Here is a 15,058-nt window from a genome sequence, read left to right as displayed (position 1 = left end):
CAACCGTCACTCCGCCGCCTGAAGTCGTGGTCCGCCCGGATCGAGCGCCGCGAGCCGCGTCCGAATGCGCGCGGCCAGCGCCCGGACATTAGGTTCGAGCACCATGCTGTCATGGTCGCCCGGCACTTCTACCACGTCCAGATTTGGCGCCCACCGGCGCCAGCCGTTATCCTCGATTACGTAACGGCGATCGATGTTGACCAATCGCCCGCCCGGCAGGCGCCAGCGACCCGTGAGCGGCGGGCGGAACAGGGTCAGCGGGCCGTCCCAGCACCGCAGCTCATAGGCGGCCGAGGCCGCGTAGAAAGCGTTCTCGACCGCGGCCTCGGCCTCGCTCGCCGCCGGTGTCCCAGCCTCGCGGCCATAGCGACGGCGGTCGATCTCCCAGCGCAGCCGCCGCCCGGCCCAGAGCGCCGGGTAGAGCGGGCCGGCCCGGCGCAACTCGATCGCCTGGATCGCCAGCCGGTCGCGCAGGCTCAGCGTCGGCCGAACCGGTAGCGGCGAATCGAGCAGCATCACCGCGGCGACCTCTTCGCCCGCCGCCTGCAATTGCCGCGCCATCTCGAAGGCGGTGATGCCGCCACCGGAATACCCGCCGATCATCCAGGGCCCGCCGGGATGCACCTTTTTCATCTCGGCCAGGCAGTCGCGAGCCGCATCCTCGAAGCTGTCATGCGGCGCGGCATCGCCCGCGACACCTCGCGCCTGCAACCCCCAGACCGGGCGGTCGGCCCCCAGATGCTGCGCCAGGTGCCGCAGATTCATCACGTTGCCGAACATGCCCGCCGCCACATAGAACGGCATGCCGGTCCCGGCCCGTCCCAGCGGCACGAGATGGGTATGGCTCTCGGGCACCGCCACCAGCGCCGGGGCAGCCGGGCTTGCGGGGTTCAGGGACTTCGCATCGAGCCGGGCGGCGAGACCGCGGATCGTCGGCGTCTCGAACAGCGCCGAGATCGGCAGCGCCGTGCCGGTTTCTCGCCGGATCGCCGCGAACAGCCGCACCGCCGTCAGCGAATGCCCCCCGAGGTCGAAGAAACTGTCATCGGGGCCGATCCCCTCCACGCCCAGCAATGCGGTCCAGTGCTTGGCAAGCCGGGCCTCGGTCTCTGTCTCGAACCCGGCCTCGGGCTGCAGCACTGCCGTTTCGGGCACCGCGATGACCGGGAGCGGCGGGGCCGTTTCCTGCGCCGCGATCAGGTCGGGCAGCGGCAGCGCGGTCATCGCGATCTGCGGCAGGCCCGCGCCCATCGCGGCAATGAAAGCGCGCCCGCCCTCGGCGCGACGGATGCCGAGCCGGATTTCAGGCGGCTGCACCGGCCCCGCCTGTGCTTGCGCGGCGGTCGCGAAGCGCAATTCGCCTGCGAGACGGTGCAGCGCGAATCCTTCGATTTCGGCGCAGATCTGCCCTTCGGGCGTCGCCAGCACGACGTCGAACCGCGCTGCGCCATCGTCCTGGCCGGTCAGCCGGACATGGCTCAGGATTTCGGTCGGCAGCGGCGCATGCAGCCGCAGCGTCCCGTATCCCGCCGGCACCCAGAACCGCGCCGGATCATAGCCGTCGATCAGAGAGATCGCCCAACCGGTGGCGATGTCCAGAAGACCCGGATGCAGCGCCATGCCGGTCTCGGACCCCGGCGGCAGCCGCAGCCGCGCCAGACCTTCGCCTTGACCCAGCCGCGCCTCGCCGGTGACCCGCCACTGGGCACCGAAATCGAGATGCGCCTCCTGCGGCAGCGCCAACGCCTCGGGGGCCGGAAGCCGGGCCGCGATGGCCTCCGGATCGAGCCGGCCGCGCGCCTTGGCATGGCTGCCGAGCTGCGCGGTCGCCATCACCTGCCAATCCTCGCCGGGCGGCGCGGCCTCGATCTCTACCGGCCGCATCTCCTCACCCCCGCCGATCCGCAGCCGCAACCGCGTCACGCCCGCATCGGGGCAGCGCAGCGGCGCGAGGAAACGCAGATCCTGCACGGCGACCGGCGCGAGCCCCAGCGCCTGCGCCGCCTCGGCGAGCAATTCGGCATGGCCTGTGCCGGGGAGCAGCGCGTCGCCCGCCCGCGTCCGGTGCTGGTCGAGGAACCACCGCGAAGCGGGGCTCCAGCGGGCGGTCAGGACCGTCTCGCCATTCGCCTCGTCCCTGCGCCGATCCAGCATCGGCAACACCAGGGCCTCGCCCTCTTCGACCGGCTCCGCCGCCCTTTGCGATGCGGCGGCCATGCCGGTGTCGGCCCAGGCGCCCCAATCGATCGCCACCACCCGCGTCGCGCCGCCCGCGCGGCGCTGCGCCCAGGCGTCGAGCGCGGCGTTGGCGGCGACATAGTCGGCCTGCCCCGCCGGGAGGGTCCAGCCGGAGCTGGAGGCACAAAGCGCCATCCAGTCGAGCCGACCGTCCGGGAACAGCGTATCGAGCACCATCAGCCCCTGCAGCTTGGGCCCGATCACCGCCTCGCTCGCCTCCGGCGAACGGCCAAGCACCGGCGCGTCGTCGAGGCGCCCGGCGGCGTGGATCACGCCGCTGAGCGGCCCGAGCCGGGCTTCGGCCTCGGCAACTGCCTCGCGCATTTCCTCGGGGTCGGTGACGTCGGCGCGCAGCACTTCGATCCGCGCGCCCATGGCCTCCAGCCGGAGCAGCGCACGCAACAGTTCCGCCTGACGGGCACCGCCCGCCGCCAGACCCGGCCAGTCGGCGCGCGGCGGCAGGGTCCGGCGCGACACCAGCGCGATCCCCGCCTGCCAGTCGCGCGCCAGGGTTTCGGCCAAGGTCAGACCGATGCCGCCCAGCCCGCCGGTGATCAGCACCGCGCCGCCGGGTCGCAGCGGCAGATCGGGCGTTTCCGGCAATGTCGCGCGGAGCGGCTCCCGCCGGCGCCGCACCCCGTTGCGCCAGCTCACCGGCGCCGGTTCGGGCGCGGCGAAGGCTTCTTCCAGAACCGCCTCGGCCAGCGCCGCGCGGTTGGCGCGGCTCGGTGCGGAGATGTCGAGCCAGGACAGCCCGATCCCCGGCAATTCGCGGCCGATCACCATCGCGGGCCCGGCCAGCGTCGCCTTGGCCGGGTCCGGCCGCTCCTGCGGCGTCACCGCCTGGGCATCGCTGCTGACGGTGACGAGGCGCAGCGGTCGGTCGCCCTGCGCCGCGTGCCAGGCCCGGGCGAGGTGCAGCAGGCTCCAGTAGCCGCGCTCCTGCATCGCCTGCACATGCAAGGCGGCAAGACCGGGGGCGCCGGAGCCGGTCACCGTCCACAGATGCAGCACTCGGTCGGGCAGCATTCCCTCGCGCTCCAGCGCCGCGACCAGCCGGGCGAATGGCGCCTCACCGGCCCCGACCGGCACCTGCCAGTCCTCGGGGCCGCGCCGCAGCTCGTTTGGCCCCGCCACCACGGTGGCAACGCGGTGCCCACCCGCGCGCAGCCGTGCGACCAGCGCGTCGCCCAGCCCGGTCTCGTCGCGCAGCACCAGCCAGGTCTCGGGCGGCAGCGCCGCCAGGTCACCGCCCGCCTCGAAATTCCCATCGGGGTAGCGCCGCCGCCAGCCGGGCTGCCAGGCCCAGCGCGCGATGTCATCCTCGCGTACGGGCTCCGCCTTGGCCGGGGCGGCGATACGGCCGGGCGCGGCGTCGGGTTCGACCCAGTGGCGCTCCCGCTCGAAGGCATAGCCGGGCAGCGGCAGGCGGCGGCGCCCCTCACCGGCGAGCTGCGCCTCGTCGAACCAACCGCCCATCGCCCAGAGCCGCCCCAGCGCGAGGATCATCCAGCGATCTTCGGAGCCAGGCTCCTGCGCCGGGCGCAGCCCCGGCAGCACCCGTCCCGCGCCGATCCCGGGCTGCAGCGCGGCCAAGGCGCCGAGGATGCCCCCGGATCCCATCTCGATGCAGATCCGGGGCCCGTCGCCCATCCCGTGGAGACCGGCGTCGAAATCCACCATGTGGCGCAGATGCCCGACCCAGTAGGCCGGATCGGTCGCTTCGGCGTCGGTGAGAGGAACGCCGCTGCGGTTCGAAACGATCGGTATCCGTGGCGGCGACAGCGTCATGTCGCGCAGATGCGCCTCGAAGCGCGGCAGGATCGGGTCGAGCAGCCGGCTGTGGGCGGCCACCTCGATCGGCACCCGGCGCGTTTCGATGCCACGCGTGGCGAGCCGCTCCGCCAGAGCCTCGATCGCTGCCACCGGGCCGGATGCCACACAAAGCTCCGGCGCGTTGATCGCCGCGATGTCGAGATCGGGGCCGAGTTCGGCGCGCAGATCCGAGGGGGTGAGCGGTACCGAGAGCATCGCGCCCGGCGCGGTTTCCTCGAACAGCGCGCCGCGCAACCGCACCAGCCCGAGCCCCTCCTCGAAGGACATCACCCCGGCCAGCACCGCCGCCAGGTTCTCGCCCATCGAGTGACCGATCAGCCGATCGGGCCGCACGCCCCAGCCGATCCAGAGCTGAGCCAGCGCATGCGTGACGATCATCAGCAGCGGCAGTTGCCGCGACGGCCTGCGCAGCGCGGCCGCTGCAGCTTCGGCTTCCTCGCCGGGTGCCGCGGCCCACAGTTCCCGAAGCTCGGCCCCTGCCGAGCCCATGGCGGCAAAGCCCCGGTCCATACAGTCGCGGAACACCGGCTCGGTCTCGTAGAGGTCGTGGCCCATGCCGGGCTGCTGCGCGCCGCCGCCGGGCAGCATGAAGACGATCTCGGGCGCTGCCTGCGCCTCCTGCACCGCACCGCCCGCCTCGAGAAGCCTTGCCGCCTCTTCGTGGCTGTCGGCCAACAGCACCCGGCGATGGCGCAGGGCGCGCCGGCCGGTGGCCAGCGTATGGGCCACGTCGGCCAGTGGCTGCTCCGGATGAGCCCGCAGATGCGCCGCAAGCTGCGCTGCAGTGGCCTGAAGCGCGGCGCGGCTGCGGCCCGAGACCCGGATCAGCTGGAACGGCCAGTCGCTCTCTGTGGCCGGGGCGCGTGCGGGCGCTTCCTCCAGAACCGCATGGGCGTTGGTCCCGCCGACGCCGAGCGAATTGACCCCGGCGCGGCGTGGCGCGGCGCCGTGTGGCCAAGGCACCGTCTCCGCCGCCACCTCGAAGGGCGACCCCTCGAGCGCCAATGCCGGGTTCGCTGCCTCGAAATGGGGCATGCCGGGGATTGTCCGGTGATGCAGCGCCAGCGCCGCCTTGACCAGCGAGGCCGCGCCTGCAGCGGTGTCGGTATGGCCGATCCCGGTCTTGACCGAGCCGATCCGGCAGTACCCGGCGCGGTCGGTCGTTTCGCGGAAGGCTCGGGTCAGCGCCGCGACCTCGATCGGGTCTCCGAGCGGCGTGCCGGTGCCGTGGCACTCCACGAAGCCCAGGCTCTCCGCCCCGACCCCGGCCACCCGCAGCGCCGCCGCGACCGCGCGCGCCTGCCCCTCGACCGAAGGGGCGAGATAGCTGGCCTTGCGGGAGCCGTCATTGTTGATGGCGCTGCCCTTCAGCACCGCCCATACGTGATCGCCGTCGTTGAGGGCATCCTCGAGCCGGCGCAGCACCACCGCCGCCGCGCCAGAGCCGAAGACCGTTCCGGCGGCACGGTGATCAAAGGCCCGGCATTGCCCGTCGGGCGACAGGATATCTCCCTCGCGCCAGCGATGGCCCCGCCCTTGTCCCGAAAGGATCGTGACGCCCCCCGCCAGCGCCATGTCGCATTCGCCGGTCAACAGCGCCTGCGCGGCCATGTGCACCGCCACCAGCGAGGTCGAGCAGGCGGTCTGCACCGACACGGCCGGGCCGGTCAGGTCGAGCATGTGCGCCAGCCGGGTCGCCAGGAAATCCTTGTCGTTGCCGGTGTGGCGCAACAGGAAAGGACCGGCGCTTTCGACCAGAGCGGCGTTGGCCATGACGTTGTGGTTGAAGTACTCATTCGGGCCGCATCCGGCATAGACGCCGATCGCACCGTCGAAATGCTCGGGCACGTGGCCGGCATTCTCGAGCGCGGCCCAAGCGGTCTCGATGAAGCGGCGGTGCTGCGGGTCCATGATCGCGGCATCACGCGGGCTCAGCCCGAAGAAGCCCGCGTCGAACTTGTCGAAGCTGTCGAGCGGCGCGCCGTAAGGCACGTGGTCGGGGCCGGCCGTATCGGCACCGGCCCGCGCCATCTCCTCGGGGGTCAGGCGACGGATCGCGCTGCGGCGCTTGCGCAGCATCTCCCAGAACGCGTCGAGCGTGCCGGCGCCGGGCAGGTCCACGGCCATGCCGGTGATCGCGATATCGCCCAATTCCAGATCGCCGGCCCCCGCCATGATCCGCACTCCGTCGTGTTGTTGGATACCGCCAGTGTCGTGCCCGAATACGGCAGTTTTCCGACCACGCGCCGGTTCTGCCGGGGCGTGTGTCAGCCTGCGGAGATGCTAACCAATGTCATGATGGCGGGCCAGTTCGCCGTGAGCGCCAGCAATGCCATAAGCCCCCCTGCCAACGCGGCAAAGACGTCGTGGAGCGGATCCCAGGCCCGTTCGCGGCGCGCCACCCAGACGAGCACCGGGTAGGCGAGGAGATAGGCCAGGCCCTGCCCCAGCAGCCCGCCCAGCAGCCCGCCCCAGGCCAGGCCGAGCCACAGACCGGCCACGGTCAACGCCGCGCGTGTGGCCTGCAGCACGAAGAAGTGCCGGGAGCGCCCCGAGGCGAGGGCCGCCTGATCATAGGTGAGGCCGATCAGCACCGGGATCTGCATCACAGACACCAGCACCACCACGCCCCCCGCCATCGCGTAGCGGTCGTCATACATCACCTCGATCAGCCAGACACCCGCGAGCGCCAGCACCGCGACCGCGGCCAGCAGCCCGGCGGTCGCCAGCGTCCTGAGGCGGCGCAGCCGTGCGAAATTGGCGGCGCTCTTGGCGGGCGGGCTGTCGCGGTAGACCGGGATCAACACTCGGCGCGTCACCATCTGGCCCAGCATCATCGGAAAGCTCGCGAGGAACAGGCCGATGTTGTAGACGCCGAAATCCGACAGCGACAAATAGCCGCCGATCAGCACCCGGTCGCTCTGGGCCAATGCGAAGCCTGCGACGGTGGAGAGAAAGATCCACTTGCCGAACGAGACCAGCTCGCGCGCCGCGGCGGGCTCCAGCCGGAAGCGGTTGCGGGGGCCGGGCAGGAACAGGTGCAGGTAGACCAGCTGCGCCAGCGCGCCGATCAGCCCGGAGACCACCAGCGCCCAGACCGAGCCCCAGGCCCAGGCCAGCAGCAGCCCGAAAACGATCTGCGTGGCCTGCGTGGCCAGCTCGATCAGCGTCACCCGCCCGGCGCGCAGATGCCGGTGCGCGCTCTCGAGCTTGGTGGGGTTGAAGCCGTTGACGATCAGCGCCAGTGCCGCGACCGGCAGGTACCAGTTCAACATTGGCGCGTCGTACCAATGCGCCACCGGCGCGGCGAGCAGCAGCGCCGCGACCCACAACGCGACGCCGCGCCCGACCTGGATCGTCCAGGCGGCATCGAGGAAATCGCGGTCGTCGCCGCGCCTGCTCTGCATGATGGCGGGGGAGATTCCGACATCTGAGAACATGGCGAGGCCCATCATGAACACCATGACGATCGCCATCACGCCGAAAGCCTCGGGGAACAGCAGCCGGGTCAGGATCAGGTTCGAGGCGAGCCGCAGCAGCTGACCCGTACCGAACCCCGCGATCATGATCGCCGCCGAGCGCAGCGCCCGCGCGCCGATCCCTCCCGAGCGCAACCGTCCCAGCAGCGCCGCGCTCAACGCCCGCGGCTCCAACCGCGCGGCGCGGGGGCAAGTCGCACGCCGAACGCGACCGCGCCGTAGACCGCAAAGCCCACGGGGTCGCGCAGCGCCAGCCGTGCCGCACCCGCTGCACCCAAGGGCGGTTTGCCCTCGCGCGTCATCATGTCGGGGTGGTGCCGGGCGATTTCGGCCATGCCGGCATCCTGCCGCCGCCGCACCCGCCACAGCGCGGCGAAGCCTTCGGCCACCGGCCAGTCGTAATCGGCGGGCACCGCGACCCGCTCCTCGGGGGCGAAGTTCAGGCGGGCGAAGCCGTCATCCGAGATCAGTTCGGGAAAGGCGCCCCAACGGGCCCGGCCCGCCGGGCTGACGGCGAAGAGACCGCAGCCCGGCACGCCATGGGCCATGAAGGGCAACTGCGCCCAGAGCCGGGCATAGGCGCGCGCCACCCTGCCCCGGCCGGTGATCCGAGGCCGACCGCTGGCATAGAACGGCGTGGCGCGGTCGAGCGCCGCGTGGATCAGCGCCATCAGCGGCGGCGAGACGGTGACGTCGGCATCCAGATAGGCGCGGATCGCGGTGTCGGGCAGGCCTGCCTCCCCGGCATTTAGCGCGGCGATCTTTCCTCCGACGGGCAGCTCGATCACCCGCAGGGTCCAACCCCGCGCCGCCATCTGCGCAGTGGCGGCACGGGCCCGCGCGGCGGTGTCGTCATGGCAGCCATTGGCGATCACCGTGACCCCGACCGGTCCGGGCACAGGCGTGCTCTCGGCCAGCGCGGCGAGGCAGGCGCCGATCTGCGCGGCTTCGTTATTGGCAGGGATCAGAATCTCGAGCGGCGCGCCGGTCATGGCAATGTCTCCGTGGCGATCGGCGGTCCCTCTCCATATGCGATCTCCTCTACCCCGGCCAGCAGCAGCAGCGCCGCCCCCGCCCCGATCGCCAGCCGCCCGTCCTGCCACGTCACCGGCGCCGCACGCAACGCCTCGGGAAGCAGAACGATATCGCGCCCCGGCCCGCCATCGACCCGGTCGCCCGGCCCGGCATGGATCTCGTCATCGCCACCGCCGCCGAGCAGGACGTCCTCCTCGGGGGTGCCGACCAGCCGCTCGGCCGGCATGCCACCGACGAGCGTCACGCCATCAGCGAAGGTGCCGGGCGCGCGCTCCTCCCAGTCCGGGCCTTGGGCGTTGGCGCGCATCCAGGCGTCCCAGCGCGCGGTGGAATCGTCCAGATGCCGCAGGTTGCCCCAGCTGCCCCAGCGCGAGGGGGCGGCGACATCGAGATAGGCGGTCGCGAGTGTGCCGCCGGCTGCGCGCCACCCCGCCACCAGATCGTCGATCAGCGTGGCCATCTCCGGCGCATAGGACAGATCGGCCAGAAAGCCGGTCACCGCTGCGTCGTCGCGCGCCTCGGCCCCGGCGACGAGATGGGGGCCGCCCTCATACATCAGCAGCCGCAAACCATATCGCGCCGCCGCTTCGGCGTGATGGGGCCAGTAACTGTCGGTCAGCTCCGCGACATCCGCGGCGATCCTTTCGCGTGCCCAGCCCACCGCCGTGCCACTCGCCATGCGACGGCGCAGCTCGGCCAGCCCGTCATCGGCCCCGATGTCCTGGCCGACATAGCCGGTCACGGCATAGGCGTCGAAGCTCTCGGCAGGCGGAGGGGCGCCCGAGGCGACCCAGAGCGGCGCCTCGAGGGCGGAGATTTCCAGCCCGGGCCAGTCGGTCTGGGTGGCGAAGACCCGCACCAGCCTGCCGGGATCTTCGGCAAAGACCTCGTGCCAGATATCGGCAACCTGCGCCGCGCGGTGGCCCGCATATTGCATCCAGGCGTCGCCGGGGGCCGCATCACCCCAGAGCGCCTGCGCCTGCTCCTGCGCCCAGCCCGCCTGTACGAAACCGAAATTCCAGACCTCGTTCGACCACTCCGCATGCACCTTCAAGCGTGGATCGAGCGCCTCGCGCATCGTCGTCGCGAAACGCCGGACATAGTCGTCATCGGCCATGTGCGGCAGCGTCACCCATGGGTCGGCGCCGACCTCGTTGACGAGCCTTGCGATCACCTCGACCGGCACGCCCCGGGTCCAGCCCTGATCATCCGGTCGGGGCCGGTCGGCCCAGCTCCGCAGATCGGAGCCGTTGGTCTCCATCCAGTCCATGAAACGCAGCACCCGCAGCCCCGAGATCCGGGCGAGCCAGTCGGGGTTGAACAGCGCCCCGGCCGCGGCATGGGCGAGCCGGTCCTCCCGCACCACGCTGATCGCCCGCAGGGGATCGGCAGGATCGATCCGTGTCACCTCGATCTCGACCGCGCCTGGCCCCGGGGTGTAGTCGAAACGAATCTCGCCCGGCGCGCGGGCGACGTTGCGGGCGCGCCCGGCCACGTCGATCTCGCCCCGACCTTGATGGCGCAGCACGTAGCGCCCGGCGAGGGACGTCGCCGCTTCGGGCTGATCGGTAAGGACCAGCGTTCCTGCATGGCGCGCGCCCTCCGGGATCGACAGCAGCGTCCCGCCGCGATCGACGTGGCCCTGCGCGACCATTTCCTCCGCCTCGATGCCGCCCCACTGCCCGGGCAGATGCCCGATCCAGGGCCGCGCCGTCTTCATCAGGTCGATAAAGGGATGTTCGGTCGACCAGTCGGATATCCCGGCAAGGTTCATGCCCAGAAGGGGCGCGGCCCGTGACGGCACCGCCTGCGCGGCCAGCAGCAGGAGGGCGGCGAGCATCGCCGGCAGAAGGCCGGACCGGATCACAGGATGGTCCGGATCGGCTCGGGGACGGGTCGGTGCCGTCGACCGACCGCCGCCATCGTCTCGACCATCCCCAGCACTGCCCCCGCCGCAAGAAAGGTCAGCGGTGTGAGCGTCGCGTTGGGCAGAAGATCGACGAGGTTCATGCCGAGGATCACCGCCAGCGTCGCCGTAGCCGGTCCCGGCGGCGCGCGCCCGCTGCCGAACCACAGCGCCAGCACCGGGAAGGCCAGTAGCCCGAACTCGGCGAGGTAGCCGGCCCAACCGAACACGCCGATCACAATCAGCCAGCGGCCATCGGTGACCGTCGTCGTCCGCCCGGAATCGCGGTCATAAAGCAGGTTGCGCCCCCAGATGCCCCAACCGAACACCGGCCGCTCCCAGGCCCGCTCCAGCAGCACGTCCTCATTGTCGAAGCGGAAGCCGAGCGACTGGGCGCGGTCGGCGCTGACCGATCCGGCCCACTCGAGCAATTGCCCCTGCGGCACCAGGTCGCCCCCCTTGAGGAGCGGATAGCCGAGCGATAGCGCGGCCATGCCCGCCGCCGCCAAGAGCTGTATCCGCCGGGGCGTCAGCGCCAGCACGGGCGCCAGCACCGCCGTGTAGATGATCGCCGCCAGTGACTTGCACAGCAGCAGCACGATCCCCAGCAGTCCGGCCACGCCCCAGCTCCAGACGGCCCAGGGGCCCTGCCCCTCGCGCGCGAGGCCGATCGCCGCCAGCACCGCCATGGCCACGAAGAAGGCCACCCAGAGACCGTGATAGAGGAACACGATCGGCCGGAACCCGTCGCCCCGCATCATCTGGCTGAAACTGTGCTGGAAGTAGCCGTAGATCCAAGTGTTGAGCTGCGGGCTGAGCCGCACCTCCAGCAGGATCGGCAGCGTGTAGGCCAGGCCGCCCATGACCAGGGCCCAGAGGAGCATCCGGTGATCCTCCTCCCGTCGCAACAGCGCCCGCGCCAGCAGGAACGGCCCCACGAGGAGCGCCTGACGGATGACGATGCCTGGCACCTCGACGAGCCGCAGCGCCGGGAGCTCCATGACGCCGAAGCGGAGCGGGTCGGTGTTGGTCATCACCGTCATGACCGGTGAGAACAGGAACACCGCCAGCGCCCCCAGCATCAGCGGATGGCGCGGCAGCAACTCGCGTGGGCTGACCCGGCGCAGCGCCAAGGCGATGACCAGCACCGACAGGCTGGGGATCGTCTCCTTGTTGAGCGAAGGCAGCATCGGCGGATCGAACTCCGCCGGCAGCGGTGGCAGCAGGAGGTAGCCGGCCAGCAAACTCGCCACCAAGGCCATGCCGGGCCGCAGGCGCAGGAACAGCGCCAGCGTAGCCAGCGGCCAGCCCATCAGGGCGATCGAGGCGATGGCGTTGGGCATGCAGCGGTCCGTCCAGCCTGTGTGCCTCAGCCGCTCTCATCTCTTGGCGGCATGGCGATGACGCCAAGATGGCCTTAGCCGGACACGAACCCAAGAGTGTCGTTGCGCGCTGCGAGCATCACTGCCCGCTGCCGCGCCAGACCACCCGCGCGGTGCGCAGCAGGACCCGCAGATCCGTCGGCAGCGAGAGCGCCTGGTAATAGCTGCGGTCATAGGTCGCCCGCTGCACGAAGCTCGCCTCGTTGCGGACCGAGGTCTGCCAGAAGCCGGTGATACCCGGACGCATCCGGTAATACTCGGTGCCGGGATAGAAGTGTTGCTGGCCCGGCATGAAGGGGCGCGGACCCACGAGGGTCATGTCGCCGCGCAGCACGTTGAAGAATTGCGGCAGCTCGTCGAGGGAGCTGCGCCGCAGGAACCGGCCGAGCCGGGTCACGCGGGGATCGTGGCGCAGTTTCTGGTGGTGATCCCACTCCTGGCGGGCGTCCGGATCGGTCTCCAAGTGCCGCTCCAGCGCAGCTTCGGCGTCGCGCACCATGGTCCGGATCTTGATCATACGGAACACCCGGCCATCGCGGCCGACCCGCGGCTGCAGGTAGAAGGGCCGCCCGCCCTCCAGCGCGACCAGCGCAGCGATGACGCCGATCAGCAGGCTGACCGGCAGGATGGCCAGCAGCGTGAGCGCGAGATCGACCCAGCGCTTGGCGCGGTGCCGGTAGAACCCTTCCAGCGGCGACGCCGCGACCAGACGCGCGGTGCGACCGGCTCGGTCGCCGGAGCGGCCGGCCATCAATATGTCCTTCGCCAGTGCCCTGCCTTCGGTCCGTCCGGTCTCGCTCATCGTCATCGTCATTTCCGGCCCTTCGCCACTGCTGCGCTCGGGACGCAGGCTGCGGCGGTCGTCTCCGACAATTCGGAGCGCCGCCTTGCCCGAAATTAAAACATGGGCTGCAATCGTCAAAACCGGCCGTCGCGAAACAGGCCGATCCCCGCCACCAAATCGCCGTTTTCAGGGCAATTTTCCGCCCCGCAGGCAAAGCGCCTCCTCCAAGCGCCAGAGCGCTCACGCCGTATTGGCGCTGAATGGGAAAAGGTTGGAGGATGCTAGGGGGAATAATTCCACTTCGGAAACCCGCCCCCCTCCCAATGCGCCACGGCCTATGCCGAAGTTTCGAAAGCGAGACACCATTATGGCAAGGATGTGATGCCAACGCAGCGTAACTTCGGCAGCAGGTTTTCCAGCCCCAGCAGCAGAAACAATCCCACAATACAGCTGCAAATTGTTCATTCTGGTGAGAGAGCTGCACCAGCGAATCGCTGGTCCTTTCAAACCATCGACACGCTACCGCCATGCTTGATCGCAGGTTCGGCAGCATTGTGCGAAACGCGACGGCGATAGGCTCCCAGATCCGGAGGCCTCGGTTCTAGGCTTGCTCCATCAGCGGATGCGAACAGCCGGTATGGACGACGTTACTCCACCCTACACTGGTCAAGTCGGGACAGAGCATTGCATCAGCGCCTTCGATGGCGGCTCAGGAGGCTCAAGGGAGGCGGCGCCATCGAGGGTTCGACTGCGGGCATCTACATCAGGAGCTCGGCATTGAAGCTGGCCGCCCCGCCATTCGGCCTGCCCCAAAACGAAACGCCCCGCGGCTTGAGCCGGGGGGCGTTTGAACTGGTTGCGGGAGCAGGATTTGAACCTGCGACCTTCAGGTTATGAGCCTGACGAGCTACCGGGCTGCTCCATCCCGCGACAGGATGTTTGGCCTGCTGCGCGGAGCGCTGCTTGAGGCCGGATCGGTTCTGGCATCGTGTCAGAGAGAATGTGGGATGTTCTTTACTAGGTCTGGCGGTGACTTACTCTCCCACGTCTTGAGACGCAGTACCATCAGCGCAACGGCACTTAACGGCCGAGTTCGGAATGGGATCGGGTGTTTTGCTCGTGCTATGGCCACCAGACCGAGAAAAGAACATCTTCGGTGGCCTGCCGCGCGGGGCGCTGCTCGAGGCCGGTGTGGCCTGTCGCGTCGCTTGGGGGGAGGTCACCATATCAGCCGCCCTGCCCCGATTGGGGGGAGCGGTGTTCCAGGTCGTCGTACATTTCCTTGATTGTGTATGCTTTCGGATCCAGCCTTGCTGTTTCTGGATCGGATCAAGCCTATCGGACCATTAGTATCGGTCAACTGAACGCATTGCTGCGCTTACATCTCCGACCTATCGACGTGGTGGTCTACCACGGTCCTCAGGGATACCTTGTTTTGAGGGGGGCTTCCCGCTTAGATGCCTTCAGCGGTTATCCTGTCCGATCATAGCTACCCAGCACTGCCGTTGGCACGACAACTGGTCCACCAGTGGATCGTTCACCCCGGTCCTCTCGTACTAGGGGCAACTCCTCTCAAGTATCCTACACCCACGGAAGATAGGGACCGAACTGTCTCACGACGTTCTAAACCCAGCTCACGTACCTCTTTAAATGGCGAACAGCCATACCCTTGGGACCTGCTCCAGCCCCAGGATGAGATGAGCCGACATCGAGGTGCCAAACACTGCCGTCGATATGGACTCTTGGGCAGTATCAGCCTGTTATCCCCAGCGTACCTTTTATCCGTTGAGCGATGGCCCTTCCACTCGGGACCACCGGATCACTATGGCCGTCTTTCGACTCTGCTCGACGTGTCAGTCTTGCAGTCAGGCTGGCTTATGCCATTGCACTCGACGAACGATTTCCGACCGTTCTGAGCCAACCTTCGCGCGCCTCCGTTACTGTTTGGGAGGCGACCGCCCCAGTCAAACTACCCGCCACACAGGGTCCCGGATCCGGATGACGGACCGCGGTTAGACATCAAGAGTGCGAAGGGTGGTATCTCAAGGGAGGCTCCACGGGAACTGGCGTTCCCGCTTCAAAGCCTACCACCTATCCTGCACATCGCAATCCTGATGCCAGTGTGAAGCTGTAGTAAAGGTGCATGGGGTCTTTCCGTCTAACCGCGGGAAGCCGGCATCTTGACCGGCAATTCAATTTCGCTGAGTCGATGTTGGAGACAGCGGGGAAGTCGTTACGCCATTCGTGCAGGTCGGAACTTACCCGACAAGGAATTTCGCTACCTTAGGACCGTTATAGTTACGGCCGCCGTTTACCGGGGCTTCAATTCAAGGCTTGCACCTCTCCTTTTAACCTTCCGGCACCGGGCAGGCGTCAGACCCTATACGTCGTCTTGCGA

Annotated in this window: 6 protein-coding genes, 1 tRNA gene and 2 rRNA genes (1 of these 9 cut by a window edge); all 9 read right to left on the bottom strand. The window is 69.3% G+C overall.

Annotated elements, in window-relative coordinates; all coding sequences use genetic code 11:
- Window positions 1-6 precede the first annotated feature (6 nt).
- On the bottom strand, window positions 7-6,249 hold the full coding sequence (locus T8T21_RS12830; RefSeq protein ID WP_322335856.1) for a type I polyketide synthase: 6,243 nt from the start codon (window positions 6,247-6,249) through the stop codon (window positions 7-9).
- Window positions 6,250-6,341: 92 nt separating this feature from the next.
- A complete protein-coding gene (locus T8T21_RS12825; RefSeq protein ID WP_322335855.1) occupies window positions 6,342-7,712 on the bottom strand; it encodes an oligosaccharide flippase family protein in 1,371 nt (456 codons plus the stop codon).
- The gene (locus tag T8T21_RS12820; RefSeq protein ID WP_322335854.1) at window positions 7,709-8,545 is read right to left on the bottom strand and encodes a glycosyltransferase; all 837 of its coding nucleotides are present in this window, start codon (window positions 8,543-8,545) and stop codon (window positions 7,709-7,711) included. Before T8T21_RS12820 ends, T8T21_RS12825 begins: the two co-directional genes overlap by 4 nt.
- Window positions 8,542-10,455 carry a calcium-binding protein gene (locus tag T8T21_RS12815; protein ID WP_322335853.1) on the bottom strand — a complete coding sequence of 638 codons (1,914 nt, stop codon included), beginning with the start codon at window positions 10,453-10,455 and terminating at the stop codon, window positions 8,542-8,544. The genes T8T21_RS12820 and T8T21_RS12815 overlap by 4 nt, the downstream gene beginning before the upstream one ends.
- Complete coding sequence (locus tag T8T21_RS12810; protein WP_322335852.1) at window positions 10,452-11,837, bottom strand: hypothetical protein; 1,386 nt, start codon at window positions 11,835-11,837, stop codon at window positions 10,452-10,454. The genes T8T21_RS12815 and T8T21_RS12810 overlap by 4 nt, the downstream gene beginning before the upstream one ends.
- A gap of 118 nt (window positions 11,838-11,955) precedes the next feature.
- Complete coding sequence (locus T8T21_RS12805) at window positions 11,956-12,678, bottom strand: sugar transferase (RefSeq protein ID WP_322335851.1); 723 nt, start codon at window positions 12,676-12,678, stop codon at window positions 11,956-11,958.
- Window positions 12,679-13,513: 835 nt separating this feature from the next.
- A tRNA-Met gene (locus tag T8T21_RS12800) sits at window positions 13,514-13,590 on the bottom strand.
- 91 nt (window positions 13,591-13,681) lie between these two features.
- Window positions 13,682-13,796 (bottom strand): 5S ribosomal RNA (rrf, locus tag T8T21_RS12795).
- A gap of 189 nt (window positions 13,797-13,985) precedes the next feature.
- Window positions 13,986-15,058: ribosomal RNA gene (locus T8T21_RS12790) — 23S ribosomal RNA — on the bottom strand; it runs 1,762 nt beyond the window's last position.

It is taken from the genome of Limimaricola variabilis, assembly GCF_034371605.1.
Taxonomy (GTDB): domain Bacteria; phylum Pseudomonadota; class Alphaproteobacteria; order Rhodobacterales; family Rhodobacteraceae; genus Limimaricola; species Limimaricola variabilis.
This window is presented reverse-complemented; position numbering and strand designations above follow the sequence as displayed.